26 protein-coding genes and 1 riboswitch are annotated in these 25,570 nt (G+C 64.1%); of the genes, 6 read left to right on the top strand and 20 right to left on the bottom strand.

Features of this window, described 5'->3' with window-relative positions:
- Positions 1 to 6: 6 nt before the first annotated feature.
- The 6 genes from JVX91_RS11300 to cpaB form a co-directional block, all read right to left on the bottom strand.
- The gene (locus tag JVX91_RS11300) at positions 7 to 912 is read right to left on the bottom strand and encodes a type II secretion system F family protein (protein ID WP_205339297.1); all 906 of its coding nucleotides are present in this window, start codon (positions 910 to 912) and stop codon (positions 7 to 9) included.
- Between the two features lie 10 nt (positions 913 to 922).
- Positions 923 to 1,807 (bottom strand): type II secretion system F family protein, encoded by an 885-nt coding sequence (locus JVX91_RS11295; RefSeq protein WP_205339296.1) that lies wholly within the window; start codon positions 1,805 to 1,807, stop codon positions 923 to 925.
- Complete coding sequence (tadA, locus tag JVX91_RS11290; protein ID WP_205339295.1) at positions 1,804 to 3,063, bottom strand: type 4b pilus Flp biogenesis ATPase TadA; 1,260 nt, start codon at positions 3,061 to 3,063, stop codon at positions 1,804 to 1,806. Before tadA ends, JVX91_RS11295 begins: the two co-directional genes overlap by 4 nt.
- Positions 3,060 to 4,244 carry a type 4b pilus Flp biogenesis protein TadZ gene (gene tadZ, locus JVX91_RS11285; RefSeq protein WP_205339294.1) on the bottom strand — a complete coding sequence of 395 codons (1,185 nt, stop codon included), beginning with the start codon at positions 4,242 to 4,244 and terminating at the stop codon, positions 3,060 to 3,062. The genes tadA and tadZ overlap by 4 nt, the downstream gene beginning before the upstream one ends.
- Positions 4,245 to 4,309: 65 nt before the next feature.
- A complete protein-coding gene (locus JVX91_RS11280) occupies positions 4,310 to 5,545 on the bottom strand; it encodes a type II and III secretion system protein family protein (RefSeq protein WP_205339293.1) in 1,236 nt (411 codons plus the stop codon).
- A gap of 15 nt (positions 5,546 to 5,560) precedes the next feature.
- Positions 5,561 to 6,475, bottom strand: coding sequence for a Flp pilus assembly protein CpaB (gene cpaB, locus JVX91_RS11275; protein ID WP_205339292.1), 915 nt, complete (start codon positions 6,473 to 6,475; stop codon positions 5,561 to 5,563).
- 359 nt (positions 6,476 to 6,834) lie between these two features.
- Between cpaB and JVX91_RS11270 the strand changes: the two genes are divergently transcribed.
- The 4 genes from JVX91_RS11270 to JVX91_RS11255 all read left to right on the top strand — a co-directional run bounded on the left by JVX91_RS11270 (position 6,835) and on the right by JVX91_RS11255 (position 11,677).
- Positions 6,835 to 7,041 (top strand): Flp family type IVb pilin, encoded by a 207-nt coding sequence (locus tag JVX91_RS11270; RefSeq protein ID WP_205339291.1) that lies wholly within the window; start codon positions 6,835 to 6,837, stop codon positions 7,039 to 7,041.
- An 83-nt stretch (positions 7,042 to 7,124) separates the two neighbouring features.
- Positions 7,125 to 7,322, top strand: coding sequence for a Flp family type IVb pilin (locus JVX91_RS11265; RefSeq protein ID WP_205339290.1), 198 nt, complete (start codon positions 7,125 to 7,127; stop codon positions 7,320 to 7,322).
- Positions 7,323 to 7,445: 123 nt separating this feature from the next.
- On the top strand, positions 7,446 to 9,341 hold the full coding sequence (locus tag JVX91_RS11260) for a methyl-accepting chemotaxis protein (RefSeq protein WP_205339289.1): 1,896 nt from the start codon (positions 7,446 to 7,448) through the stop codon (positions 9,339 to 9,341).
- 446 nt (positions 9,342 to 9,787) lie between these two features.
- On the top strand, positions 9,788 to 11,677 hold the full coding sequence (locus JVX91_RS11255) for a methyl-accepting chemotaxis protein (RefSeq protein WP_205339288.1): 1,890 nt from the start codon (positions 9,788 to 9,790) through the stop codon (positions 11,675 to 11,677).
- A gap of 153 nt (positions 11,678 to 11,830) precedes the next feature.
- On the opposite strand, the gene JVX91_RS11250 is transcribed toward JVX91_RS11255, so the two are convergent.
- From JVX91_RS11250 to JVX91_RS11190, 13 genes are all read right to left on the bottom strand, one after another.
- Complete coding sequence (locus JVX91_RS11250; RefSeq protein WP_205339287.1) at positions 11,831 to 13,312, bottom strand: helicase HerA-like domain-containing protein; 1,482 nt, start codon at positions 13,310 to 13,312, stop codon at positions 11,831 to 11,833.
- Positions 13,313 to 13,390: 78 nt separating this feature from the next.
- Positions 13,391 to 14,590, bottom strand: coding sequence for a nicotinate phosphoribosyltransferase (pncB, locus tag JVX91_RS11245; protein ID WP_205339286.1), 1,200 nt, complete (start codon positions 14,588 to 14,590; stop codon positions 13,391 to 13,393).
- A gap of 91 nt (positions 14,591 to 14,681) precedes the next feature.
- Positions 14,682 to 14,915: a hypothetical protein gene (locus JVX91_RS11240; protein WP_205339285.1), complete on the bottom strand. Its 234-nt coding sequence runs from the start codon at positions 14,913 to 14,915 to the stop codon at positions 14,682 to 14,684.
- Positions 14,912 to 15,616 (bottom strand): lipopolysaccharide kinase InaA family protein, encoded by a 705-nt coding sequence (locus JVX91_RS11235; protein ID WP_205339284.1) that lies wholly within the window; start codon positions 15,614 to 15,616, stop codon positions 14,912 to 14,914. The genes JVX91_RS11240 and JVX91_RS11235 overlap by 4 nt, the downstream gene beginning before the upstream one ends.
- Before the next feature lie 3 nt (positions 15,617 to 15,619).
- Positions 15,620 to 16,291, bottom strand: a complete 672-nt coding sequence (locus tag JVX91_RS11230; RefSeq protein WP_205339283.1) for a class I SAM-dependent methyltransferase — start codon at positions 16,289 to 16,291, stop codon at positions 15,620 to 15,622.
- An 82-nt stretch (positions 16,292 to 16,373) separates the two neighbouring features.
- The gene (locus tag JVX91_RS11225; RefSeq protein WP_205339282.1) at positions 16,374 to 17,648 is read right to left on the bottom strand and encodes a HAMP domain-containing sensor histidine kinase; all 1,275 of its coding nucleotides are present in this window, start codon (positions 17,646 to 17,648) and stop codon (positions 16,374 to 16,376) included.
- Positions 17,638 to 18,321, bottom strand: coding sequence for a response regulator transcription factor (locus JVX91_RS11220; RefSeq protein ID WP_205339281.1), 684 nt, complete (start codon positions 18,319 to 18,321; stop codon positions 17,638 to 17,640). Before JVX91_RS11220 ends, JVX91_RS11225 begins: the two co-directional genes overlap by 11 nt.
- 140 nt (positions 18,322 to 18,461) lie before the next feature.
- Positions 18,462 to 18,782: a DUF190 domain-containing protein gene (locus tag JVX91_RS11215; RefSeq protein ID WP_205339280.1), complete on the bottom strand. Its 321-nt coding sequence runs from the start codon at positions 18,780 to 18,782 to the stop codon at positions 18,462 to 18,464.
- A 66-nt stretch (positions 18,783 to 18,848) separates the two neighbouring features.
- Positions 18,849 to 19,232 carry a fluoride efflux transporter CrcB gene (gene crcB / locus JVX91_RS11210; RefSeq protein ID WP_205339279.1) on the bottom strand — a complete coding sequence of 128 codons (384 nt, stop codon included), beginning with the start codon at positions 19,230 to 19,232 and terminating at the stop codon, positions 18,849 to 18,851.
- Positions 19,233 to 19,295: 63 nt separating this feature from the next.
- Positions 19,296 to 19,358: riboswitch (Fluoride riboswitch) on the bottom strand.
- 73 nt (positions 19,359 to 19,431) lie between these two features.
- Positions 19,432 to 21,072: a chaperonin GroEL gene (gene groL, locus JVX91_RS11205; protein ID WP_054906573.1), complete on the bottom strand. Its 1,641-nt coding sequence runs from the start codon at positions 21,070 to 21,072 to the stop codon at positions 19,432 to 19,434.
- A 48-nt stretch (positions 21,073 to 21,120) separates the two neighbouring features.
- Complete coding sequence (locus JVX91_RS11200) at positions 21,121 to 21,414, bottom strand: co-chaperone GroES (protein WP_009617968.1); 294 nt, start codon at positions 21,412 to 21,414, stop codon at positions 21,121 to 21,123.
- Positions 21,415 to 21,651: 237 nt separating this feature from the next.
- Entirely contained in the window at positions 21,652 to 22,119 is a 468-nt protein-coding gene (locus JVX91_RS11195) for an FxsA family protein (RefSeq protein WP_205339278.1), read from the bottom strand.
- Positions 22,120 to 22,206: 87 nt separating this feature from the next.
- On the bottom strand, positions 22,207 to 22,944 hold the full coding sequence (locus tag JVX91_RS11190; RefSeq protein WP_205339277.1) for a HugZ family protein: 738 nt from the start codon (positions 22,942 to 22,944) through the stop codon (positions 22,207 to 22,209).
- Positions 22,945 to 23,051: 107 nt separating this feature from the next.
- Between JVX91_RS11190 and JVX91_RS11185 the strand changes: the two genes are divergently transcribed.
- Positions 23,052 to 23,810 carry an SDR family oxidoreductase gene (locus tag JVX91_RS11185; protein ID WP_205339276.1) on the top strand — a complete coding sequence of 253 codons (759 nt, stop codon included), beginning with the start codon at positions 23,052 to 23,054 and terminating at the stop codon, positions 23,808 to 23,810.
- Positions 23,811 to 23,964: 154 nt separating this feature from the next.
- On the opposite strand, the gene JVX91_RS11180 is transcribed toward JVX91_RS11185, so the two are convergent.
- Entirely contained in the window at positions 23,965 to 24,966 is a 1,002-nt protein-coding gene (locus JVX91_RS11180; RefSeq protein ID WP_205339275.1) for a DUF481 domain-containing protein, read from the bottom strand.
- Positions 24,967 to 25,159: 193 nt separating this feature from the next.
- Between JVX91_RS11180 and JVX91_RS11175 the strand changes: the two genes are divergently transcribed.
- On the top strand, positions 25,160 to 25,534 hold the full coding sequence (locus JVX91_RS11175) for an MGMT family protein (protein ID WP_205339986.1): 375 nt from the start codon (positions 25,160 to 25,162) through the stop codon (positions 25,532 to 25,534).
- The last annotated feature ends 36 nt before the right edge of the window (positions 25,535 to 25,570 follow it).

Below are 25,570 nucleotides of genomic sequence, written 5' to 3'. Positions count from 1 at the left end.
CGTTTCTCATCCCATACCCCCCATGGCCTTGGTAATGGCGAGGAAGCCGGGCCCGGCGAGGATGATCAGCAGTGCCGGGAACAACAGCACCATCATCACCAGGCTCATCTTCGCCGACAGCTTGCTGACCTTTTCCTGCAAGGCAGTCAGGCGGCGGTCCTCGAACAATTGCTTGAGCGTCTGCAACGAGCTGCGCGCGCTGCCGCCCTGGCGCACCATCTGGCGCAGCACGTTGCAGCAGTCGGTCAGCTCGCTCACCACCAGGCGGCGGCTCAGTTGCTCCAGTTCTTCGGCCAGGTCCAGGCCGCTGTCGGTATGTCCCAGCACCGTCTCGAGCTCCGAGGCGAGGACCGGGACGATGTTCTGCCCTTCCCGGCAGACCACGCGCAGGCTCTGCTCCACGGTGAGGCCGGAGTCGAAGAGGATGCGGATCAGCTGGATGAACAGGATCACTTCCTCGGCCAGGCGCAGCCGGCGCTTCTCGGCGACGTAGGCCAGCACGCGCTTGGGCAGCAGGAAGCCGATGCCCGCGGCGAACAGCAGCGGCACGACCGGCGAGGTGCCGGCGTTGCCGGGCATCGCCAGGTACACCACGACGATACCCATCAGCAGGAACGGGCAAACGACCAGCGACAGCAGGTAGACGCTGCGCGGCGTGCTGCCGCCCCAACCGGCCTGGTGCAACAGCACGCGGACTTCCTCGTCGCGCAGGTGCAGGCGCTTGCCCAGGCCGCTGCCCCCCAGGCGATCGAAGAAGCCCGCCAGGCGGTTGCCGGCGCGTGGCAGCGGATCGCCACCCAGGCGCTGCTCGATCAGGCGTTGTTCGCGCCCCGCCGCGCGGCTCTGCGAGAGCATCAGCAGAATCGCCGCCAGCAGCAGGATCAGCGCCATCAGGCCGTACATCAGTGGCATGGCGAACTCCTCATATGCTCTTGAGCATGCGCCAGAGCGTGTAGACGCCCAGCACCTGCAGCCCAAGGGACGTCAGCAGCATCCAGCGGCCGCCGCCGTCGAGCCACATGTTCATCAGGTAGCCCGGGTTGGTGAACAGGATGTAGCCGCCCAGGCTGATCGGCAGCACCGCCAGCACCAGGGCGCTCAGGCGCGTCTCGCCGGTCATGGCGCGCAGTTGGCGGCTGAGTTTTTCCCGCTCGTGGATCACCTTGATGATGTTTTCCAGCAGCTCGGTGGTGTTTCCGCCGTAGCGATGGTTCACCGCAACGCCCAGGGAGAACACGTGCAGCTCCTCCACGTCGTACAGCTCGGCGACTTCCTGCAGCGCCTCGGGCAGGCTGATACCGAGCAGTACGTGGTTGTTGACCAGCGAGAAGATCTCCCGCAGCGGGTCGTCCGCGCTGCTGACGGCCTGGCCGATGGAATCACCCAGGGTGCGGCCGGAGTGCAGGCTGCGCACCACCTGGTCGAGGAAGTTGGGCATCTGCCGGATCATCTTCTGCAACCGGCGCTGGTAGAGGACGTTGAGCAGGAAGTGGAAGCCCAGCACCGCCAAGCCCACGCCACACAGCACACCGAGAGCGCCGTAGATGCGCTCCCCGAACAATCCCAGCAGCACCGCCGCGAGGCCGGCGCCCAGCAGCCAGCCGCGCATGTCGGCGATGCCGGCACGGCGCATGCGCCGCGCCAGCCAGTGGCTGCTGCGCCCGCGGCCGCCCTGGGTGATCGGCTCGCCGCTCAGCCGGCGCATCACCTGCTCGTTGTGCCGCGCGCGCCAGCTCATGGCGCTGAGCACGACGCCGACCGCCGCCAGCGACAGACTCGCCAGGATCAGCCACAGCGCGCCGTTCACATCAGCACCTGGCGGAATTTCAGGCCGCTCGGCTGGGCCGTGCGGACAAACTGCCCGCTGCCGCGCCGGTCGAGGCTGAACAGGGAGTTGGTGACGTAGACACCGTCGCGCACCTCCAGCACTTCGATGATTTCGCTGATGCAACGCCGGCCGTTGGACAGGCGGGTGATCTGCACCACGATGTCCAGCGCCGAGCAGAGCATCTGCCGCAGGGTCTGCTCCGGCACGCGCTGGCCGGTGAGGCCGACCAGCATCTCCAGGCGCAACAGGGAATCCATCGCGGAGTTGGCGTGCACGGTGCTCATCGAGCCGTCGTGACCGGTGTTCATCGCCTGCAGCACGTCGAGCACTTCGACGCCGCGGATCTCGCCAAGGATGATGCGGTCCGGACGCATCCGCAGGGCGTTGCGGATCAGGTCGCGGGCGCTGACCTCGCCGTAGCCTTCGGCGTTCGGCGGACGGGTCTCCAGGCGTACCACATGGTCGTGGCCCAGTTGCAGCTCGGCGGTGTCCTCGATGGTGACGATGCGCTCGCGCTCGTCGATGAAGCTGCTCATCACATTGAGCAGTGTGGTCTTGCCGGTGCCGGTGCCGCCGCTGATGAGGATGTTGCAGCGGCTCGCCACCGCCTGGCGGAGAAACGCCAGCATGGCTTCGTCGACGCTCTGGTAGGCCAGCAGGTCGCCGCTCTTGAGCAGCTCCTTGCTGAATTTGCGGATCGACAGGCAGGGGCCGTCCAGCGCCACCGGCGGGATGATCGCGTTGACCCGGCTGCCGTCGGGCAGGCGCGCGTCCACCATCGGGCTGGACTCATCCAGGCGCCGGCCCAGCGGCGCGAGGATGCGCTGGATGACGCGCTGCACATGATGGTCGTCGATGAAGCGCAGGTCACTCTGGTACAGGCGCCCCTCATGCTCGATGAACACACGGTTCGGCCCGTTGACCAGGATTTCCGAGATACCGGGGTCGCGCAGCAGGATCTCCAGCGGACCGAAACCGGTCAGCTCGTCCACCACCTCTTCGGCGAGGCGGTCCAGCTCGTAGCGGGAAATCGCCAGCTGGCGGCGCGCGGCATACTCGCAGACCTTTTCGGAGACGTACTGCGCCACCGCGGGACGCGCGCCTTCGAGCAGGTTCATGCCGTCTTCGTCGATCTCGTCGATGATGTAGCGGTGCAGGCGCATCTTCAGGGACTGCAGGTCCTGATCGTGACGCCCGCCGTGGCCGCTGCCACCACCGTTGTAGAGCTGGCTCATGGCCGCGCCGCCTTCGCCTTGCCGATCCAGCCGAACAGCCCGCGGCGCTCGCCGACACCTGCGCCCAGGCCTTCCGCCAGGTCACGCAACTTGACCGTCAGCGGATCGCGCGGCGACAGGTCGAACAGGCTCTGCCCGAGGTTCTTCGCCCGCAGGCGCGCCTCCGGCGAGGCCGGCAGCACCCCGAAGAGTTCCAGGCCGAACATCTTGCCCAGCGCCGCCGCGTCGGGCGGCACCGACGGCCAGTAGCGCTCGACCAGCAGTTCCATGCGCGGCAGCGAGGGATTGCGCTCGCGCAGGCGACGCAGGCGTTCCATGCCTTTCTTGCAGGACGGCACGCTCTGGTCCACCAACCACAGCACGCGGTTGGCCTGCATCAGCAGTTGGCCACTGAGCTCGCCCTCGGCGATACCGGTGAGGTTGATCACGATATGACTGAACGCACCGCGCAGATTGCCCAGCAGCAGGTACAGCTCCGCCGTGGTCACCCGCTCCAGGGCGCCGGGTTCGTCGGACAGGCTGAGCACCCGCAGGCCGGATTCGTGCCGGGTGAAGGCGCTGTCGATCAGCGTCTGGTCGAGGCGGCGCAGGTTGCGCATCGCGTCGGCGAAGGTGAACGAGGGCTCCATGCCGAGGATGGCCAGGGCCTCGCCGGTGGGCAGGCCGATGTCCACCAGCAGCACCCGGTGTTCAGGCTGGCGTTGCAGCGCCAGCGCCAGGTGCAGGGCGACGAAGGCACCGTCGGCGTCCGGGCGGGCGCTGATCAGGCTGATCAGTTCGCCCTGCTGGGTAGCACTCACCGGCACCGTGGGCAGACGGCCGCCCAGGCGGCGGATCAGGCCGCTCAGCTCGCTGGCACGGGCGCCATAGGTGACGAAGTCGCGGGCGCCGGCGCGCATCGCCGCCAGCACCAGTTGGTTGTCCAGGCCATCGCCCACGGCGACCACCGAAAGCAGTGGCCGCGCGGACACCAACCCTTCGATGAGCGAGCTCTGCGCCACCAGGTTGGCCTTGTTCAGGCTGGTGAACAATACGGTGGCGCCGGTGACGTCCAGCAGCGCCAGCAATTCCTCCAGGGTACCGCTGTTGGCCAGCACGACCTGCCCGCAGCTGGCCAGGCTGCTCTGCAGCCACTCCTGCTCTCCGGGGTGCTGGACCAGCGCCACAAACGTCTGACTCATGCCCGTGCTCCCTTCCTTTGGTTTACCGCCCGCTCTCTGGCGGGTCAGCGCTTCGTAGGTATCCATCAGCGCGACATCCCACTGCTGGCCTTGCGCCGGTCGAACCGGCCGTCTTCCAGGAAGTAGAACTCTCCGAAACCGGGGTCGTAATTGCGCAGGCCTTCACCCGGCAGGGTGGGCAGCGCGGCGTTGGCGGCCAGCGGCTGGACCAGATGCGGGGTGACGATCATCAGCAGCTCGCGATCGTCCTTGTCCAGGTTCGAGGAGCGGAACAAGGCGCCGAGCACCGGGATGTTGCCCAGGAACGGGAACTTGTCGATGTTGCTGATGGTGTTGCTGCTGATCAGCCCGCTGATCACGAAGCTCTCGCCGTCGGCCAGCATCACGCTGGTATCGGTGCGGCGTACGGTCAGGGCCGGCACCGCGATGTTGTTGGTGCGGATGCCGCTGGTGAAGTCCAGTTCGCTGACTTCCGGCGCCACCTTCAGGGAGATGCGCTTGTCGTTCATCACCGTCGGCGTGAGGGTCAGGCGCACGCCGAATTCCTTGTACTCGATGGTGATGGTGTCGTTATCGCCGTTGGGCACCGGAATCGGGAACTCGCCGCCCGCCAGGAACGACGCGCTCTGCCCGCTGGTCGCCACCAGGCTCGGCCGTGCCAGGGTGTAGGCGAAGCCGCTGCCCTCCAGTGCATTGATGAAGCCCAGCCATTTGCTGCTGCCGCCACCCCAGATGATGTTGAAGCCGTTGCCGCCCATCGTCGTGGTGGCATCGCCGAGCACACCGCGCGGGCTGACCTCGATATTCGACAGGCTTCCCGGAGCCCCGAGGACGAAGGTATTGGAACCCTGGCGCACCAGCGAGGTGCTGGCCTGCTTGAGCTTGCTGCGGCTGACCTCGACGAAGCGCACGTCGGTCTGTACCTGGTTGGGCAGACCGGCGGCCAGCCCGCCCGCTGCGCCAGCGACATCACCGATGGCGCGCGCGCCGACACGCACTACGCTGCGCATCGGCTGGTCGCCGCAAGTCGTCCAGATCAGCAGGCTGGTCAGCCCCTCGGCCTTGCCGGTGATGAGGAAGTCGCGCTTGTCGAGCACCTGCACGTCGGCGATGTTCGGATCGCCGATGGCCAGGCGCTTGATCGGTACCGGGAGCTGCTGGTCACGCTGGGCGCCCTGCTCCACGTCGAGGTTCAACTGTTGTCCGGCGAGCCCCGCGCAGGCACTCGGCACCGCCTGCACGGCGGAGTGAGCGGTGCAGGCCAGCAGAGCGGTCAGGGACAGAATGAAGCGCTTGGACATCGATGCACTCCTTGCTCAATGTGCTTCACGGGTGACTTCGGTACCGCGATAGACCACCACGCCCTGGCTCACCGCAGGCGCGGAAACCTGGCGCGTGGCGGGTGCCGGGCGGGGCTTGCCGATCAGTTGTTCGAGGGTGATCGGCTGGCTGCCGCTCATCCCCAGGGAGGCCTGGATGTAGCGTCCTTCCTGCTCCTTCTCGTACAGCTTTTCATCCTTGCTGCGCACTGCCAGGCGCAACGAGCCGGCCTGGCTGGCCAGCATCAGGCGCGACGTGGCCTCGGCTGGCACGGCCAGTACGGCAGTGCGCGGCGGGCGCGGCGTCTGGTCCTTGGGATCGCCGGCGTTGCGGGCCTGGCCATCCTTCGCCACGGCGATCTGTTCGCCATAGGTGAGCACGCGGACGCCGGGCAGCACGACCTGGGCGCTGACATTGCGCTCGCCGGTCTGCTGGTCCTGGACGAAGAGCATGACGTCGACGTAATCGCCCGGCAGGACGAACCCGCCGCCGCCGATGACCTCGTCTACGGCGATGGCCATGGCGCGTTCGTCGGGGCGGATGGTCCGCGCCAGCGGGCCGCCCGGTTCGGTGATGGAGGAGGAAATGATGCTGCCGGCCGGCACCGCGACCCACACGCGCTGGCCGATCAGCTCTTCAGGTTTGGGGAAACTGCCACTGGGGGCGGTGCGCAGCAGCTCGACGGCGAGGTCGTCCTTGCCAATCACCGCCAGCGCCGGCAGGTCACGCGCCGCCACGACCACCGGGGTCCGCTGCAGCTTGTCGGCCTCGGCCACCGCTGCCGGCGCCACCTCCTGAACCACACCCGCCGCCGGCGCGGCCGGCTTGCCGACCTTGAGCCCGAGGTAACCCACTACCCCTGCGCATACCAACAACAGCCCGGCGAATACCATCAGCACCTTGCTATTCATGACACCATCCTTGCGCGGTATTGGGAAAGTTGCCCCACCGGTCGGGCGCCTCGAAAATCGCTGCCTGCCGGGTTAGTCCCAGGGACCTTTATTGTTATTTCGGCTGCAAAGGAAAGTTCGATAAGAATCTTTCCTGATAATCAGACGCTGCTTGTTCCAAAGCAGAATTTAGTAGCTGCGGTAATAGCGTCAAATGCGAACTGGAAATTTCCAATCCTCAGTTAGTTCTACTCCGCCATGACTATAACTTTGGTATTAGCGCTATTTGACCAATTGCGTTTGGCCACGCTGCGCCTAGCCTGACGATGAAGTCAGGGCAATCGCCCTGTTTGCAGTCGGGCGTGCACGGAGCGACGGCCATGAAATCCAAAACCTCAGTAAAACAACTTCCGAAGAATATCCTCAGCAAAGTGAATTCTTTTATCCGCGATCGCGAAGGCGCAACCGCCATCGAATATGCGGTTATTGCGGGACTTATTTCCATCGCGGTACTTACCGCGGCAACTCCGATCGGCACCCGTATCGGAGCACTCATGACGGCGATCAAGACCGCCATCGGTGCATAACTCCCCCACCTGATTCGAAACGTTCGCGGAGCCCGGAAACCGGCTCCGTCGACGCCGCTGTCTCCTGCCCGGAGGGCTCGTACATGGAACGCACGATCGACTCAGTGAAACGTCTCTACTCGCGGCTGCATGCCTTCCTGTCCGATCGGGAAGGCGCCACGGCCATCGAGTACGCGGTGATCGCCGGGCTCATCTCCATCGCGATCGTTGCCGCTGCCACTCCCATCGGCACCAAGATCGGATCGTTGATGAGCCAGGTGCAGACCGCACTGGGCCTGTAATTCCGGTTCACTTTGGGCGCGGTGCGACACCGCGCCCATTTCCGCATTTTCGCCCTAAAGTCCCGTCGTAGACGGCCGATACATCCTGCCTACCCCTTGTTTCACTTGCAGGATGCTTTGCCGATGCTTCGCTCGCTGTCCTTCGCCAAGAAGATTCTTCTGGCGGCCTCACTCGTGGTCACCTTCGCCTTCGCCTGTTTCATCCTCTTCAACGACTTCCGCCAGCGCGAAGCGATCCACTCCGACACCGAATCCTATCTGTCCGAAGTAGGCAGCCTGACCGCCAGCAACATCCAGAGCTGGCTGGAAGGCCGCATCCAGTTGGTGGAAGCCGAGGCCGCACAGTTGGCAGACGGCGAGCCGACGCCCGAGCGCATCCAGCACGTGCTGGAACAGGCGGTGTTCCAGAAGAACTTCGAATCGGTCTACCTGGGTGAAGCCGCCAGCGGCGTGTTCACCATGCGCCCCTATGCGCCGATGCCCGATGGCTACGACCCGCGCACCCGCGGCTGGTACAAGGATGCCGTGGCCGCCGGCCGGCTGATCGTCACCGAGCCCTTCCTGGATGCCGGCACCAACGAGCAGATCCTCGCCATGTCGATGCCGGTCATGCGCAACGGCCAACTGGTGGGTGTGGCCGCTGGCGACATGAAGCTGGAGACCATCACCGCGATCATCAACTCGCTGAAGTTCGACGGCGACGGCTATGCCTTCCTGGTCAGCGATGCCGGCAAGATCCTCCTGCACCCGGACAGCAGCCTGATCTTCAAATCCCTCGGCGAGGTCTACCAGCAAGGCGCACCGAAGGTGCAGCCGGGCGTGCAGGAAGTCAGCATCAAGGGTGAAGAGCAACTGGTCTCGATGACGCCGGTGAAAGGCCTGCCGGGAGTCACCTGGTACGTCGCCCTGGTGCTCAACAAGGACTCCGCCTACGCGATGCTGAGCGACTTCCGCAACACTGCCATCATCGCCACCGTGATCGCCATCGTCGCGATCCTCTTCCTGCTGGGCATGCTGATCCGCGTGCTGATGGCGCCGCTGACCGACATGGGCCGTGCCATGCAGGACATCGCCCAGGGCGAAGGCGATCTGACCAAGCGTCTGCAGGTCGCCAGCAACGACGAGTTCGGCGTACTGGCCAACGCCTTCAACCGCTTCGTCGAGCGTATCCACGAGTCGATCCGCGAAGTGGCCTCCACCGCGCGCAGCCTGCACGACGTCTCGCAGCTGGTGGTGAATGCCTCCAACTCGTCCATGAGCAACTCCGACGAGCAAGCCAATCGCACCAACAGCGTCGCTGCGGCGATCAACGAGCTGGGCGCCGCCGCCCAGGAAATCGCCCGTAACGCCGCCGACGCCTCGCACCACGCCACCGATGCCTCGCACCAGGCCGGCGATGGCCGCCAGGTCGTCGAGCAGACCATCAGCGCGATGAACCTGCTGTCGGACAAGATCAGCTCCGCCTGCGCCAACATCGAGGCACTGAACAGCCGCACGGTGAACATCGGGCAGATTCTGGAGGTGATCAAAGGCATCTCCGAGCAGACCAACCTGCTGGCCCTGAACGCCGCCATCGAAGCCGCCCGCGCCGGTGAAGCCGGTCGTGGCTTCGCGGTGGTCGCGGATGAAGTGCGCAACCTGGCGCACCGCGCCCAGGAATCCGCGCAGGAAATCCAGAAGATGATCGAAGAGCTGCAGGTCGGCGCCCGCGAAGCGGTGGACACCATGACCGAAAGCCAGCGCTACAGCCTGGAAAGCGTGGAGATCGCCAACCGTGCTGGCGAGCGCCTGGCCAGCGTGACTCACCGTATCGGCGAGATCGACTCGATGAACCAGTCGGTCGCCACCGCCACCGAGGAACAGACCGCGGTGGTCGACTCGCTGAACATGGACATCACCGAGATCAACACCCTGAACCAGGAAGGCGTGGAAAACCTGCAGGCTACCCTGCGCGCCTGTGCTGACCTGGAGAACCAGGCAGGCCGCCTGCGTCATCTGGTGGACAGCTTCCGCATCTGATTTTCAGTGGAAACGAAAAAGGCGCCTTCGGGCGCCTTTTTTGTGGGAGCGCGCTTCGCGCGCGATCGCGGATAAGATCCGCTCCTACAGGTCTCCCGCTTTCGTAGGAGCGGATCTTATCCGCGAAAGGCGGGCACAGCCCGCCCTGTATCACCACTGAAACACCCACCCCAGAGCGCCCAGCGCCCAACCGCTACCGTTCGTCCGCCTGCCTCAAGCTTCCAGCGGGTGAGCCGACAGCAAGGGTGAGGCCCACGAGAACCAATAACCCAAGCGGGCCAACGTCACCGCCGGCACAAGGGAGTACCGGCCACGCCTGCGCGGCTATCCGCCGAGCAAGCGCCATTCGTTTCACACCACGGGGACGAATGCCCCGCGGCGACATCGGATCTGTCGCCCGCACCAACGCCGTTCTGGCATCCCACTACTTCCGGACTCGACGCAGCATGATCAAGAGCCTGAAATTCAGCCATAAGATCCTTCTGGCCGCTTCGCTTGTTGTTTTCTCGGCATTCGCCCTCTTCACCCTCTACAACGACTACCTGCAGCGCAACGCGATCCGCGAGGACCTCGAGGATTACCTGCGGGAGATGGGCGATGTGAGCGCCAGCAATATCCAGAACTGGCTGAGCGGCCGGCTGCTGCTGATCGAAAGCACCGCCCAGACCCTCGCCCGCGACAGCTCCCCGGAACACCTCACCGGGCTGCTGGAGCAGGACACCCTGCGCAACACCTTCAACTTCACCTACCTGGGCCAGGAAGACGGCGCGTTCACCATGCGCCCCAACAGCGCCATGCCCGATGGTTACGACCCACGCACGCGCCCCTGGTACAAGGACGCCGTGGCTGCCGGTGGCACGACGCTGACCGAGCCCTACATCGACGCCGCCACGCAGCAGTTGATCATGACCGTCGCCACCCCGGCCCGCGCCGGCGGCAAGACCCTCGGCGTGGTCGGCGGCGACCTCGGCCTGCAGACCCTGGTGCAGATCATCAATTCGCTGAACTTCAGCGGCATGGGGTACGCCTTCCTGGTCAGCAGCGACGGCAAGATCCTGGTTCACCCGGACAAGAACCTCATCATGAAGTCCCTGTCCGACGTCTACCCGCAGAACACCCCGAAAATCGGCGGCGGCTTCAGCGAAGCCGAACTGAACGGGCATACGCGCATCCTCAGCTTCACCCAGGTGAAGGGCCTGCCGTCGGTGAACTGGTACATCGGCCTGTCCATCGACAAGGACTCCGCCTATTCGATGCTCAGCAAGTTCCGCACCTCGGCCATCGTCGCCGCGGCCATCGCCATCGTCGCCATCCTGCTCCTGCTGGGCATGCTGATCCGCGTGCTGATGCAGCCGCTGACCACCATGGGCCGCGCGATGGAAGACATCGCCCAGGGCGAAGGCGACCTGACCAAGCGCCTGAAGGTCGCCAGCAATGATGAGTTCGGCGTGCTCGGTAATGCCTTCAACCGCTTCGTCGAGCGTATTCACGAGTCGATCCGCGAAGTGGCCTCCACCGCGCGCAGCCTGCACGACGTCTCGCAGCTGGTGGTGAATGCCTCCAACTCGTCCATGAGCAACTCCGACGAGCAGGCCAACCGCACCAACAGCGTCGCCGCGGCGATCAACGAACTGGGCGCCGCCGCCCAGGAAATCGCCCGTAATGCCGCCGACGCCTCGCACCACGCCACCGACGCCTCGCACCAGGCCGGCGATGGCCGCCAGGTCGTCGAGCAGACCATCAGCGCGATGAACCTGCTGTCGGACAAGATCAGCTCGGCCTGCGCCAACATCGAGGCGCTGAACAGCCGCACGGTGAACATCGGGCAGATTCTCGAAGTGATCAAAGGCATCTCCGAGCAGACCAACCTGCTGGCCCTGAACGCCGCCATCGAGGCTGCCCGCGCCGGGGAAGCCGGTCGTGGCTTCGCGGTGGTCGCCGACGAAGTGCGCAACCTCGCCCACCGCGCGCAGGAGTCAGCCCAGCAGATTCAGAAGATGATCGAGGAGCTGCAGGTCGGTGCCCGCGAGGCCGTGGACACCATGACCGAAAGCCAGCGCTACAGCCTGGAAAGCGTGGAGATCGCCAACCTCGCCGGCGAGCGCCTGGCCAGCGTGACTCACCGTATCGGCGAGATCGACTCGATGAACCAGTCGGTCGCCACCGCCACCGAGGAACAGACCGCGGTGGTCGACTCGCTGAACATGGACATCACCGAGATCAATACGCTGAACCAGGAAGGCGTGGAAAACCTGCAGGCCACCCTGCGCGCCTGCGCCGACCTGGAGAACCAGGCCGGCCGCCTGCGCCATCTGGTGGACAGTTTCCGCATCTGATTTTCAGTGGAAACGAAAAAGGCGCCTTCGGGCGCCTTTTTTGTGGGAGCGCGCTTTGCGCGCGATCGCGGATAAGATCCGCTCCTACAGGTCTCCCTCTTTCGTAGGAGCGGATCTTATCCGCGAAAGGCGGGCAAAGCCCGCCCTGCCCCCTTACCGTCGCTTGCTCCCACCCAACAGCGCCCCCATCAACCCGCGCACCAACTGCCGGCCGATCTGGTTCGCCGCCTGGCGCACCACGGTCTTGCTGACCTGGCTGGCCAGCGAGCCCAGAATCTCGCCGGCCATGCCGCCGAAGTCGGTGCCAGTGCCAGCGCCCTTCTCCTGAGTCGGCGCCATCTTGTCGTCAGCGCGGCCGGTCAGCTTCTCGTAGGCGGACTCCCGGTCGATCGGCTGGTCATAACGGCCCGCCAGTGGCGAACGGCGGATGACGTCCGCGCGCTCGGCATCGGTCAGCGGGCCGATGCGCGACTGCGGTGGCGCCACGGCAACGCGCTGGACCATCGCCGGCGTGCCCTTCTCTTCCAGGGTGCCGACCAACGCTTCGCCGATACCCAGCTCGGCGAGCACCTTGAGCGTGTCGAGCGCGGGGTTGGGCCGGAAGCCATCGGCGACCGCACGCAGGGACTTCTGTTCCTTGGCGGTGAACGCGCGCAGGCCGTGCTGGATACGCAGGCCCAGTTGCGCCAGCACGTCGTCCGGCAGGTCGCCCGGCGACTGGGTGACGAAATACACGCCGACACCCTTGGAGCGGATCAGCCGCACTACCTGCTCCAGGCGATCCTGCAACGCCTTGGGCGTGCCGTTGAACAGCAGGTGCGCCTCGTCGAAGAACAGCGCCAGGATGGGCTTGTCGGCATCGCCGCGCTCGGGCAGTTGCTCGAACAGCTCGGCCAGCAGCCAGAGCAGGAAGGTGGCGTAGACCTTGGGCGCGTCGTGCACCAGCTTGCTGGCATCCAGCAGGTGGATGCGCCCGCGACCATCGGCCTCGGGGCGCAGCAGGTCCTCCAGTTGCAGCGCCGGTTCGCCGAAGAAGTCCTCGGCACCCTGCTGCTCCAGCAGCGCCAGGCGCCGCAACAGTGCCTGGGACGAGGCGGCCGTGAACAGCGCTCGGTCTTCGCCGAGCACTTCCGGGTGTTCCTTGAAGTGGTTGAGCAGCGCCTTGAGGTCTTTCAGATCGAGCAGCAGCAGGCCTTCGCGATCCGCCACCTTGAACGCGGCGAACAACGCCGCCTGCTGGCTCTCGGTCAGTTCCAGCAGGTTGGAAAGCAACAGCGGGCCCATCTCCGACAGCGTGGTGCGCAGCGGGTGGCCGGTCTTGCCGGCCACGTCCCAGATACTGACCGGGTAGGCCTGGGGCTTGTAGTTCAGCCAGGGCATGCTGGCGATACGCTCGGCCACCTTGCCCTGCGGGTTGCCAGCGGCGGCGATGCCGCACAGGTCGCCCTTGATATCGGCGGCGAACACCGCGATACCGGCATCGCTGAAGGATTCGGCGAGGTGCTGCAACGTCACCGTCTTGCCGGTGCCGGTAGCACCGGCGATCAGGCCATGGCGGTTGGCGAGCTTCCAGGACTGGCCGACCGGCTGTCCATCCGGACCGGCGCCGATGATGAGTTCGTTCGTGGCTGACATCCGTTGTTCCCCTTCAGTGGGCCTGTCGCGATGAGTGCATCAGCAAGAGTGGCGCGTCCCGGCGGGCGGCGCAATTACCTAGCCCGGTACTTTGAAGACGTGCCGGAGATAACGCAGGAAGTTCTCGTCCTTGCACTGGGTCTTGCCCGGCGCGTCGGAGATCTTCGCCACCGGATGGTCGTTGCAGGCGGTCATCTTCAGCACGATGTTCATCGGCTGCACGCCCGGGACATCGCAGGTGAAATGGGTGCCGATGCCGAAGCTGATGTCGATGCGCTCGCGCAGCGCGCGGAAGATTTCCAGCGCGCGTGGCAGGTTGAGCCCGTCGGAGAACACCAGGGTCTTGGTCAACGGGTCGATGCCCAGGCGCTCATAGTGCCGGATAGCCTTTTCCGCCCATTCCAGCGGATCACCCGAGTCGTGGCGCAGGCCATCGAAGAGCTTGGCGAAGTACAGGTCGAAATCGGTCAGGAAGGCATCCATGGTGATGCAGTCGGTCAGGGCGATGCCCAACTGGCCACGGTACTCGCGAACCCAGGCATCCAGTGCGGCGGCCTGGCTGTCGATCAGGCGCGGGCCGAGTTGCTGGTGGGCCATCAGCCATTCGTGGGCCATGGTGCCGAGCGGCTTCACCCCCAGTTCGCGGGCCAGGTGTACGTTGCTGGTGCCGACGAAGTGGCCGGGGAAACCGTCGCGCAGGTCGCGCACCACCGCTTCCTGCACGCGGTAGGAGAAGCGCCGGCGGGTGCCGAAATCGGCCATCTTGAAACCGGCCAGCTCATCGGCGCTGGCCTCACGGCGCAGCCAGTCGAACTTCTCCTGCAGACGGTCGCGCACCGCGGCCAGCGAGGTGCCCGGATGGCGGTGGCGATTGCGCACTTCGCTGATGGTGGCCAGCAGCGGCACTTCGAAAAGGATGACATGCAGCCACGGGCCTTTCAGGCGCAGGAAGAACTCACCGTTCTCCACCCCCAGCTGGACATAGTTGGGATTGAAGCGGAACAGTCCGAGGAAGCGGATGAAGTCGGGCTTGAAGAACGGAATGCGTTCGAGGAAGGCCAGCTCCTGGGGCGAGAACGAAAGCTCCGCCAGGCGCTCGATCTGCTCGCGCACCGGATCGAGGTAAGCGCGCAAGTCCTCCTCGTTACGGCAGCGGAACTCCCACTCCACTTCGGCGTTGGGATAGTTGTGCAGCACCGCCTGCATCATGCTCAGCTTGTAGAAATCGGTGTCCAGCAGGTTCTGCACGATCCGCCGGGAAAATACGCTGTCGCTCATGCTCGTCTCGTTGCAGGCATTGATCCGGCAGTCTAAACCCGCCGCCCACAAAAAACCCCGCCGGGGCGGGGTTTTCCATTGGAAGCAGAAATCAGCGCGGACTTGCTCCGCCGCCCTGGGACATGCCGAAAAGGAACAGCAGGAGATCATGGTCAGGACGGATGTCCTGTTGCTTCGCACGCAGGTTTGCCGGCATCGGACAACTGTCCAGGCCACTCGAGCTGGTGATGACGGTGGGGCCCGGCTCGTGCCAGGCGGCCGCCGCCAACGTCGCCACGCCGAGCGCACCGACGAGGAGCAAACCTCGCGTAACTTCTAACTTCATGTCTGCAACCCTTTGATGGCGCTGCCAAACGCCGCTTGGTAACCATAGACAAAGGCTTGCCACTGCGCTTCTGTCCACGACGAACGGCGTTTGACCTGGCGAAGATCGTGACGAGCGGCACGCTTGGCGCTGAAACGACGGCGTGCTTTCTCCATGTCGATCAGTGCCACGTCGATCTTGTCGCCATCGACCCGCACGAAGACATGCTTGAGATACAGGCAGCCATGTTGCCAATGGCCGGCGTTCAGCTTGGCGAGGGTACTACCGTATTGTTGCAGAATGCGTTGATGGGAGGCTTCGCCCCAGCGCTCGTGATCGCCACGGGCGTAGCAGTCTTCCAGGCTCGAATAGCCGTCCAGCGATTCGGTGACCAGCAGTGCCTGCCACTCACCGTCCACCTTGCGGCAACCGGCGTAGACCACGGTCGGCACCTTCACGCCCAGCGACTCGGCGGCCTTGAGCGCATTACGCTCGCGGATAGCGGTGGGGTAGCCGAAAGGATGCAGCAGATCGCGATAGATATGACCGACCTGCTGCTTGCGGTACAGCAGGCGCCCATCGGAGGTCAGCACGCGTTGCACGCCGCTTTCACCTCCGCGCCGCCGATTCGGCTCCTCCACCCATTTGCCGGGAATCTGCAACCAGCGGTCGATAGCGTTTTCACCGGAAATTTGCTGCAGAGATGCCAGATCAGCGGCCATCCATTACTCCTTGCGCAGAATATAGACCCGCCACATATGAACGAGCGGGACGAAATCGATGTGATCCTGGACCTTGAAACCAGCCTCGCGGAACTCCGCCTCGATGGTCTTGGCGGGAATCACGAAGCGGTTCTGGTAAGCATGTTTCTTGCGAGCCGACTCGGCACGCGTGCGTTTCCAGGACTTGAAGTTGCCATCTACCCATAGCGACAGGATCACCGAATCACGGGTTACGCGGTGGAACTCGCGCAACATCGTCAGTCGATCGTCCGCTTCGCCGATGTGGTGCATCAGGCGCATCGAGAAGATGCTGTCGACGGCATTGTCCGGAAGATCAATGGCAAAAGCGGAAGTCTGCAAAGGTCGAACGCGTTTTACAACCTCGTTCGGTTGACCGGCACAGGCCACGGCGATCATATCGGCGGAATTGTCCGCCCCGATGATCACCCGGTTTTCCTTCTCCGCCAGCATGGGCCAGAAGCGCCCGGCACCGCAGGGCAGGTCGAGTACCAGATTGGGCTGACCGGCAAGCTTGAGCGCCTGGCGGGCTATCTGGACATCTCGCCAATGGGAAAGTTTCCGCGACAGTCCGGCCTGGTGTTTACGCAGATAGCGCTCTGCGTGCTTGCGGTCGTACTTGCGGGAGAACTCCAGATCAACGGACTTTTCACTCATCGGATTGTCACCTTTCCCGAAATCAGGGCGAACGATACGAGCCAGCCTGTCACAGCCGGGTCATGCACTTGTGAAGAAATTGTCAAACTATGGCTAGGCGAACTTCGAACCGGCAGCCGTGGGGTTCCACGGGACGCAAGGTCACGTCCCAGCCTTCGGAGGCGCAGATTCGCTTGACCAGCGACAGCCCCAGTCCGAGCCCTTCACCACGCGGGTTTGCGCCGCGCACGAACGGTTGGAAGACCAATTCCCGTTGCTCTTCGGGAATGCCGGCGCCTGTGTCTTCGACCCAGAATCCGCTCGCCGAAAGTTGTAAGCGGATGCTGCCGGTTTCGGTGTAATGCATGGCATTGCGCAATAAATTGCTCATTACCGAACGCAGGAAAGGCGCGTTGAATCGACCGGGCATGGCATCGCGATCGTCGTACTCCAGCGTCAGGCCTTTCGCCTCGATCATGCCGCGCCACTGCGCCACCAGTTCGTCGCCGATCTGCCGCAGCCCGGCCTGGGAAACGATGGCCATGTCCTTGCGCTGGGCGCGGGCCAGCAACAGGAAGGTCTGCACCAGGTCACGCATTTCCTCGCAGGCGCTGCTCATACGTGCCAACTGGGCGCGCGCTCGCGGGCTGAGCCCCGGTTCCTCCGCCAGCAGCTCGCAGCTGGTGGCGATGACCATCAACGGCGTGCGCAGCTCATGGCTGACGTCGCTGGTGAACAGCTTCTCCCGGGTCAGCACGTCGTGCAGGCGACCCATGGCGTAATCGAAGGCCGCCGCCAGCTCGCCCACTTCGTCGTTCGCGTAATCCGGCGACATCGGCGGCGCCAGCTCGAGCAACTGGTCGCGGTGGCGAACCTGGCGCGCCAGCCGCGCCACTGGCTCCATGACCTTGCGCGACAGCAGCCAGCCCAGCAGCCCGGCCAGGGTCAGGCTGAGCACGTAGCCGGTCACCACGGCGGCATAGAGGATCTGCTCCCGCGCCTCGAAGTCGCTCTGGTCCTGCAACAGTACGAATCGGCGGCCATCGACATCGCGCACCAGGGCGTGGAATGACAGCTCGCCATCGAACACTTCGTGGAAACCGTCATCCAGCCGCCGCAGCGCGGGCGGCATGGCGTAGACGCCCGCGCCATCGCTGATGAAGAAGCGCATGCCCGGGTCGAGCTTGGGGGCCTGGCCGGTGCCGATGTCCTCGTTGAGGATGCGGTCCAGCTCGCCGCCCAGGTCCCGGGAGATCAGGCGCTCCTCGACCACGTGGACCACGCCGACGATGCCCACCGAGAACAGGCCGCCAACGGCGGCGGTCATGAGTACGAAGGCAAAGACAATCCGTCGGGAGAGGCTCTGCTTATACTCCATGCGCTTCCTCGGCCAGCTTGTAGCCGACGCCGTGCACCGTATGCAGCAAGGCGGATTCGAACGGTTTGTCGATCACCTGGCGCAACTGATGGACATGGCTGCGCAGGCTGTCGCTGTCCGGGCAGTCGTCACCCCAGACGGCTTCTTCGAGCACGTCGCGGCGCACCACATGGGGGCTCTTCTGCATGAGCACCGCGAGTAGCTTGAGGCCGATGGGGTTGAGCTTGAGGGATTTGCCGGCGCGGTGCACCTCGAGGGTATCGAGGTTGTAGCTCAGGTCGGCGACCTGCAATTCGCGCCGACCGCCGCCCTGGCTGCGGCGCAGCACGGCTTCGATGCGTGCCGCCAGCTCGGACAGGGCGAAGGGTTTCAGAAGGTAGTCGTCGGCGCCGGAGCGGAAGCCCTGCAGGCGGTCGTCCAGTTGGTCGCGGGCGGTGAGCATGATCACCGGCGTGTCGCGGCGTGCATCTTCGCGCAGGCGGCGGCACAGGGTGAATCCGTCCAGTCCCGGCAGCATCACGTCCAGTACGATCAGGTCGTAATGGGACGTCGCCGCCAGGTGCAATCCGGACAGGCCGTCCTGGGCGCAATCCACCGTGTAGCCCTTCAGGCCCAGGTAGTCGGCCATATTGGCCAGGATGTCCCGATTGTCTTCAACCAACAGAATTCGCATGTACTCTCCTTTCGCGAACAGCACTCTAGCCTAACTGGCTTAAATGGAACTTAAGCGCCTTTGACGGATTTTTCACACTTGTTCGCACTGAGACAGTAGCACCGACACGCGGCACGCCGAGCGCAGGTTCCCGGCGGCGGTCAGTCGTCCTCGCCGGTGACGCCGAACTCGATCGGCGTCTTCACGTAGAACAGCTTCACGCCTGCCTGGCGGATGATGCCGAAGATGCGTTCGGACTCCTCTTCGCTCACGGCCATGGTGACTTCCTGCGGCTGATCGGCCAGCTCGAAGAAATGCGCGTAGTGAATGCGCCCGGTCTTGCCGAACCCCTCGCTCGCCGTCATCAGCGTTGCGCCGCGAACGCCTTGCCGCCGAGCCTCTTCCAACAGCCACTGGGCCAGAGGCAGGCCGGCATGTTTACGGTCCTGCTGGGTGAAGAACTTCAACTGATAGCCGTTCATCTCGTCCTCCAAAGGCCTGCGGCCTTTCGATCGCCTGCGCCCTGACGGGCCCTCTTCTGCCCGGACCTAGCGGCCCATCAGCGCGTGCACCGACCAGAGTCCGGCCAGCGTCATCAACAGAGAACCGGCGAGGTGCGTGGCCACGGTGCCCATCGCCCAGGCCAGCCGGCCCTGCTGCAGCAGCACGACGACTTCCGCCGAGAAGGTGGAGAAGGTAGTGAGTCCGCCGCAGAAGCCGGTGATGATCAGCAACCGCCATTCTGGCGCCACGCCGGGCGTGTTGGCGAAGAAAGCGATGGCCGCGCCGATGATGTAGCCGCCGATCAGGTTGGCGACCACGGTGCCCGGTGGCATCGAAGGCAGGAGAGTATTGAGCTTGAGCCCGAGCACCCAGCGCAGCAGTGCGCCGAGAGCGGCTCCGAGGGAGACGGCGAGAATGGATTTCCACATGGTCCTGTCCTGGGGAAGGTGGTTGGACAGGCTGCAGGCGAGCGCCTACGCGCCTTTCCAGGTCTATGCGTAGGCATCATCAGCCACAAGGGCGGTTGAAGGAGGAATGCCATCTCCTGCGGCGCAGTCTGGCATATCCACCGCCCATGAAAAAGCCCCGCCTAGGCGGGGCTTTTTCTTATAGCAGGTGCCGGGTGGCTTACATCATGCCGCCCATGCCACCCATGCCGCCCATGTCCGGCATGGCCGGAGCAGCCTTGTCGTCAGCCACTTCGGCAACCATCGCCTCGGTGGTGACCATCAGGCCGCCGATGGAAGCAGCGGCTTGCAGGGCCGAACGGGTGACTTTGGCCGGATCGAGGATACCCATCTCGATCATGTCGCCGTACACGCCGGTAGCAGCGTTGTAGCCGTAGTTGCCCGAACCTTGCTTGACCTTGTCGACTACCACGCTCGGCTCGTCGCCGGAGTTGGCAACGATCTGGCGCAGCGGAGCTTCGACAGCGCGACGCAGCAGAGCGATACCGACGTTCTGGTCTTCGTTGTCGCCCTTCAGGCCTTCAATGGCTTGCAGAGCACGTACCAGAGCGACGCCGCCGCCAGGAACCACGCCTTCTTCCACCGCGGCACGGGTAGCGTGCAGGGCGTCTTCAACGCGGGCTTTCTTCTCTTTCATCTCGACTTCGGTGGCAGCGCCAACCTTGATCACGGCAACACCGCCAGCCAGCTTGGCCAGACGCTCTTGCAGCTTCTCACGGTCGTAGTCGGAGGAAGTCTCTTCGACCTGCTTGCGGATCTGCAGGACGCGAGCTTCGATGTCGGCTTGAGCGCCAGCGCCATCGATGATGGTGGTGTTTTCTTTGCTCAGAACCACGCGCTTGGCGTTACCCAGGTGCTCCAGGGTGGCGCCTTCCAGGCTCAGACCGACTTCTTCGGAGATGACGGTACCGCCGGTCAGGATGGCGATGTCCTGCAGCATGGCCTTGCGGCGGTCGCCGAAGCCCGGAGCCTTGACGGCTGCGACTTTGACGATGCCACGCATGTTGTTGACGACCAGGGTAGCCAGGGCTTCGCCTTCGACGTCTTCAGCCACGATCAGCAGCGGACGGCCGGCTTTGGCAACGGCTTCCAGGACCGGCAGCATTTCGCGGATGTTCGAGATCTTCTTGTCGACCAGCAGCAGCAGCGGGCCGTCGAGCTCGGCCACCATGGTGTCCGGCTTGTTGATGAAGTAGGGGGACAGGTAGCCACGGTCGAACTGCATGCCTTCTACGACGGACAGTTCGTTTTCCAGGCCCGAGCCTTCTTCAACGGTGATCACGCCTTCTTTACCGACCTTGTCCATGGCTTCGGCAATGATGTTGCCGATGGAGTCGTCGGAGTTGGCGGAGATGGTGCCTACCTGGGCGATGGCCTTGGTGTCGGCGCAGGGCTTGGCCTGCTCTTTCAGCTGGGCAACGATGGCGATGGTCGCCTTGTCGATGCCGCGCTTCAGGTCCATCGGGTTCATGCCGGCAGCGACGGCTTTCAGGCCTTCGTTGACGATGGCTTGAGCCAGAACGGTAGCGGTGGTGGTGCCGTCACCGGCAGCGTCGTTGGCCTTGGAGGCAACGTCTTTCACCAGTTGGGCGCCCATGTTCTCGAACTTGTCTTTGAGTTCGATTTCCTTGGCGACGGAAACGCCGTCCTTGGTGATGGTCGGAGCACCGAAGCTCTTGTCCAGGATGACGTTACGGCCTTTCGGGCCGAGGGTCGCTTTAACTGCGTCGGCCAGGACGTTTACGCCGACCAGCATTTTCTTGCGAGCGGAATCGCCGAACTTAACTTCTTTGGCAGCCATGTTCTGTTTCCTCTAAATCGAATTCAGTGGGATTGGGGACGGACTGGATCAGTCTTCCAGGACGGCGAGGATCTCGGACTCGCCCATCACCAGCAGCTCTTCACCGTCGACCTTGATGGCGTTGCTGCCCGAGTACGGGCCGAAGACCACCTTGTCACCCACTTTCACCGCCAGAGCGCGAACTTCACCGTTGTCCAGCACGCGGCCGGCACCTACGGCTACCACTTCACCGCGGTTCGGCTTCTCGGCGGCGGAACCCGGCAGCACGATGCCGCCTGCGGTTTTGGTCTCTTCCTCGCTGCGACGGATAACGACGCGATCATGCAGAGGACGAAGCTTCATAGTCGTAACTCTCCCAAACTGTGATTTCCAACGGCCAGATCGATGCCCGGCAGGTTTTATTGAATCCGGCGTTGCCGGTTTGCGTCCCGGCTGGCGAGACGCGTAAAGAGCAGCCTGTCCATGTGACAGGGACCTTGCGGTGACCGGTACATAAGGTCGCTGCAAGGCATTTCAAGGGTGTGACCAAAAAATTTTTGCTAACGGAGGGTGCCTCGGGCGGGTGTAACCGCCCGACGCTCAACGCAGGCGGTCGCGGTCTTCCTCGCGGCGCTGGTACTCACCTTCGATCACGCTGGGGCCGCCACGTTGCTGGGCGCCAGGATCGTCGGCGAACGCCCGGCGGCGCTCGGCCTGTTCCTGCATGCGCTGGCGCACGCGGCCCAGCATCAGACGGCGGGTGAACGGGATCAGGCAGAGCAGGCCGAAGACGTCGCTGATGAAGCCCGGGAGCATCAGCAGGCCGCCGCCCAGGGCGATGACCAGGCCCTCGAGCATTTCCTGCTCGGGCAGCTCGCCGCGGTTCAGGCGCTCGCGGGCACGCAGCGCGGTGGCGACGCCAGCCACGCGCAATACGGCTGCACCGATGAAGGCGCCAGCGATGATCAGCAGCAGGGTCCAGCCCACGCCGATCACGCTGCCGACCTTGATCATCACGGCCAGCTCGATCAGCGGGAAGAGAAGAATCAGGAAAAGAGGAACTCGCATTGATGTTTCCTTGGCGGGTCGTTTGCCCAGATAACAGGCAAGGTGGCGACGTCCCGCTCCGATTTCAAGGGATTGCCCGGGGATTGCTCACGCCTGGATAACTTCGTTGCCCGGCCAGACGTCCGCCTTGGCCAACTGCACGAGCGCCTGGCGAACCGCGCCAGGATTGCCGCACGGCGCGGGGAATGGCAGCCAATGCAGGCTCTGGCCGATGCGCAGGTGGAAACCTTCGGTATCAATTCCAGCCAGTTGCGGGCCCTTGCCGGCAGGTAATCCGGCCAGCTCGACGTAATGCTCGATGGCATTGGCGTGGTCGCTGTTCATGTGCTCGACCATGCTCTTTTCCGCCTCGCCGACGAAGGGGTTGGCCAGCGGCACACTCTCGGCACCCAGCCAGTGGATGTCGCCGAAACCACCGATGAAGCGCCACTGCACCGGTTCGAGCACCCAGAAATCGAAATCGTGGACGATGTGGTAGTCCTGCGAGCCGGGGAAATAGCGGTAATAGCGCTCGGCGGCGCCGGCGATGGCGTCGACGTCCTCGATCTGCCGCGCCTCGGCCAGCAGGGTCAGGCGGCCGGCGGCCTGGATGTCGTCGACGCCGCGCTCGCCGATGAGCAACGAGCATTTGCCGTCCTGCTGCAGGTTATGGGTGTGCTGGGCGATGCGGCTGATCAGGATCAGCGGCCGGCCGGCCTCATCCAGGCAATAGGGCACCACCGAACCGAAGGGGAAGCCGGGCCATTTCTTCGAATGGGTCGAGAGGACGCCGCGGTATTCCTTGAGCAGCAGTTCTCGGGCATGCTTGGCAGCTTTCACGCTCAACTTATGACTCCTCGCAAAGAATCCGTCGTAAACGGACGGGCAGGACTGACTCTGTGCACAGCTGCCGGCGGGGCCTTTCACCAGAAACTGTTCGTGGGGTTGTTCCGATGCAATTGAAAGACAAGGTCATCATCATCACCGGTGGCTGCCAGGGCCTGGGCCGCGCCATGGGCGAGTACCTCGCCGGCAAGGGCGCGCGCGTCGCGCTGGTTGACCTCAACGCCGAAAAACTGGACGAAGCCGTGACCGCCTGCAAGGCCGCCGGCGGTGACGCCCGCGCCTATATCTGCAACGTCGCCAATGAAGAACAGGTTACCCACATGGTGGCCCAGGTCGCCAGCGACTTCGGCGCCATCAACGGCCTGGTCAACAATGCCGGCATCCTGCGCGACGGCCTGACCATCAAGGTCAAGGACGGCGAGCTGAGCAAGATGAGCCTCGCCCAGTGGCAGGCGGTGATCGACGTCAACCTGACCGGCGTGTTCCTCTGCACCCGCGAAGTGGCGGCGAAGATGATCGAGCTGAAGAACGAGGGCGCGATCGTCAACATTTCCTCCATTTCCCGCGCCGGCAACATGGGCCAGGCCAACTACTCCGCGGCCAAGGCCGGCGTCGCCGCCGATACCGTGGTGTGGGCGAAGGAACTGGCGCGCTATGGCATCCGCGTGGCGGGCGTGGCCCCTGGCTTCATCGAGACCGACATGGTCGCCAGCATGAAGCCCGAAGCCCTGGAGAAGATGACCTCCGGCATTCCGCTCAAGCGTCTGGGCAAGCCGATGGAAATCGCCCACTCGGTGGCCTACATCCTGGAAAACGACTACTACACCGGCCGCGTGCTGGAGCTGGACGGCGGCCTGCGTCTGTAATCCGCCCGCCCAGGAAAAAGCCCCGCCAGGTGCGGGGCTTTTTTTCGGCTATTCGTAGGAGCGGATCTCATCCGCGAACCGCACCGGGGCTTCCGGCTGATCGCGGACAAGGTCCGCTCCTACGACAGCGCCTTCCGGCACATCCGGGCGGGGTTTACCAGCCCACGCCCAGGCCAACGGTATAACGGCGCTCGTTGACGTCGCCGTCGTTGCCGCTGAGTTTGTCCCACTCGGCCTTCAGGCTCAGGGACGCCCAGGAAGTCAGCTTGTAGCGGATGCCCGCCTCGCTCTCCAGCTCGTACTCCACGTTGGACTCCAGCGGCTTGCTCACCTCGCCATTGGTGAACAGCTCGAACTGCTTGGCCAGCAGATAGCGGTTGTAGTCCCATTTCAGGCTGGTGCTGTAGAAGTGCGATTTCTCGTTGTCGACGAATTCGTAGTCGTTGCGGTTGACCAGCGTGGCCAGGGAGAACGCGCCCAGCTCGTTGTCCCAGAACTGGTAGCCCGGGCCAGTACCGACGGTGCGCTTCTTCTCCAGGTCTTCGATCCAGTCGCGCTTGTACTGCGCCTGGCCCTGCCAGAACCAATGCTCGTCGAGGAAGCGGTCCAACGCATACTCGGCCGAGTAGTTGTTGGTGCTGACCTGGTCGTTCTTCTTCTCGCGGTTGTACTCACCCTGCAGGTTGTGGCGCCAGCGGCCGTGGCGGGCGTTGGTCTTGAAGTCGATGTCGTAGTCCTCGACATCGTTCTCCGCCTGCTTGTGGTCGAGGGAGAAATCGACGTTGCCGGTCCATACCCAGTCTTCCAGGATCGGCTTGGGCGGCATCATCTGCTCGATCTTCGCCAGCTCCACCGTACGCGGCTGGCCATTGACCAGCGTGACCTTGCCATCGTCCGACGCCTTGATGCCCTTGGAGTGCTCACCGCTCTCTTCGTCGTACTTCACCAGCAGGTTCTGGTCGGTCTCGAGGGTCTTGATCTTGTCCCATTTCAGGGTGATCTCCCCGCCATAATCGGTCGCCAGCAGCAGCTTGCCGCCGTCGAACAGCTTGATGGTGCCGGTGAGACGGTCACCATTCTTCAGCCAGACGGTATCGGCAAGGGCGGGCAGGGAACAGGACGCGAGGGCAAGGGACAGCAGGGCTCTGGGCAACATGAGTCGAATTCAACTGGATTGGATGGGCAAAAAGCCGGGCATTATCCAGATACCCGACACCAGAGCAACGACTGACAGACCCAGTTGCAGGGAGTTCACAATGACTGACAGATGGGGCTGACAAAAATGCCAGCTTGTCAGACTCGCAGCAGCCGATATGCTGACCTCCGGCCCCTCTGATTCGGCGCTTTCGATGCCCAGATCCAAGCTTCCACCTGTCACGCCGTCCCCCGATCTCGGGCTGGAAAGCCTGCAGGTGCGTCGTGAGGCAATCTTCCTGGTGATCGCTCAGGTGCCGGAGGGGCACGTCATCACCTATGGCGACGTCGCGCGGCTTGCTGGCCTGGGCCGCTCCGCGCGCCTCGTCGGACGCGTCCTCAGTCAGTTGCCGGAAGGCACCCGCCTGCCCTGGCACCGCGTGATCGCGGCGGGCGGGCGGATCAGCCTTCCGCAAGGCACTCCCTCGGGCAACGAGCAGCGCGCACGTTTGCGTGCCGAGGGTGTCAGAATCCATAACGATCGGGTGGACATACGTCGGCACGGCTGGCCTAGCGGCGAGCAGTCCTAGTAGAGTTCGCGATAATTTTCGACCTGCTGGAAAACA

Source organism: Pseudomonas sp. PDNC002 (assembly GCF_016919445.1).
Lineage (GTDB): Bacteria > Pseudomonadota > Gammaproteobacteria > Pseudomonadales > Pseudomonadaceae > Pseudomonas.
Note: the sequence above shows the minus strand (reverse complement) of the source record. Positions and strands in the feature narration are given on the sequence as shown.

Coding starts and splice junctions, on each gene's coding strand:
- JVX91_RS11260 (WP_205339289.1), top strand. CDS start 7,446: ATGCTTCGCTCGCTGTCCTTCGCCAAGAAGATTCTTCTGGCGGCCTCA.
- JVX91_RS11185 (WP_205339276.1), top strand. CDS start 23,052: ATGCAATTGAAAGACAAGGTCATCATCATCACCGGTGGCTGCCAGGGC.
- JVX91_RS11195 (WP_205339278.1), bottom strand. CDS start 22,119: ATGCGAGTTCCTCTTTTCCTGATTCTTCTCTTCCCGCTGATCGAGCTG.
- pncB (WP_205339286.1), bottom strand. CDS start 14,590: ATGAGCGACAGCGTATTTTCCCGGCGGATCGTGCAGAACCTGCTGGAC.
- JVX91_RS11235 (WP_205339284.1), bottom strand. CDS start 15,616: ATGGCCGCTGATCTGGCATCTCTGCAGCAAATTTCCGGTGAAAACGCT.
- JVX91_RS11300 (WP_205339297.1), bottom strand. CDS start 912: ATGCCACTGATGTACGGCCTGATGGCGCTGATCCTGCTGCTGGCGGCG.
- JVX91_RS11225 (WP_205339282.1), bottom strand. CDS start 17,648: ATGGAGTATAAGCAGAGCCTCTCCCGACGGATTGTCTTTGCCTTCGTA.
- crcB (WP_205339279.1), bottom strand. CDS start 19,232: ATGTGGAAATCCATTCTCGCCGTCTCCCTCGGAGCCGCTCTCGGCGCA.
- cpaB (WP_205339292.1), bottom strand. CDS start 6,475: ATGAATAGCAAGGTGCTGATGGTATTCGCCGGGCTGTTGTTGGTATGC.
- JVX91_RS11215 (WP_205339280.1), bottom strand. CDS start 18,782: ATGAACGGCTATCAGTTGAAGTTCTTCACCCAGCAGGACCGTAAACAT.
- groL (WP_054906573.1), bottom strand. CDS start 21,072: ATGGCTGCCAAAGAAGTTAAGTTCGGCGATTCCGCTCGCAAGAAAATG.
- tadZ (WP_205339294.1), bottom strand. CDS start 4,244: ATGAGTCAGACGTTTGTGGCGCTGGTCCAGCACCCCGGAGAGCAGGAG.
- JVX91_RS11175 (WP_205339986.1), top strand. CDS start 25,160: ATGCCCAGATCCAAGCTTCCACCTGTCACGCCGTCCCCCGATCTCGGG.
- JVX91_RS11220 (WP_205339281.1), bottom strand. CDS start 18,321: ATGCGAATTCTGTTGGTTGAAGACAATCGGGACATCCTGGCCAATATG.
- JVX91_RS11180 (WP_205339275.1), bottom strand. CDS start 24,966: ATGTTGCCCAGAGCCCTGCTGTCCCTTGCCCTCGCGTCCTGTTCCCTG.
- JVX91_RS11280 (WP_205339293.1), bottom strand. CDS start 5,545: ATGTCCAAGCGCTTCATTCTGTCCCTGACCGCTCTGCTGGCCTGCACC.
- tadA (WP_205339295.1), bottom strand. CDS start 3,063: ATGAGCCAGCTCTACAACGGTGGTGGCAGCGGCCACGGCGGGCGTCAC.
- JVX91_RS11265 (WP_205339290.1), top strand. CDS start 7,125: ATGGAACGCACGATCGACTCAGTGAAACGTCTCTACTCGCGGCTGCAT.
- JVX91_RS11255 (WP_205339288.1), top strand. CDS start 9,788: ATGATCAAGAGCCTGAAATTCAGCCATAAGATCCTTCTGGCCGCTTCG.
- JVX91_RS11270 (WP_205339291.1), top strand. CDS start 6,835: ATGAAATCCAAAACCTCAGTAAAACAACTTCCGAAGAATATCCTCAGC.
- JVX91_RS11200 (WP_009617968.1), bottom strand. CDS start 21,414: ATGAAGCTTCGTCCTCTGCATGATCGCGTCGTTATCCGTCGCAGCGAG.
- JVX91_RS11250 (WP_205339287.1), bottom strand. CDS start 13,312: ATGTCAGCCACGAACGAACTCATCATCGGCGCCGGTCCGGATGGACAG.
- JVX91_RS11230 (WP_205339283.1), bottom strand. CDS start 16,291: ATGAGTGAAAAGTCCGTTGATCTGGAGTTCTCCCGCAAGTACGACCGC.
- JVX91_RS11240 (WP_205339285.1), bottom strand. CDS start 14,915: ATGAAGTTAGAAGTTACGCGAGGTTTGCTCCTCGTCGGTGCGCTCGGC.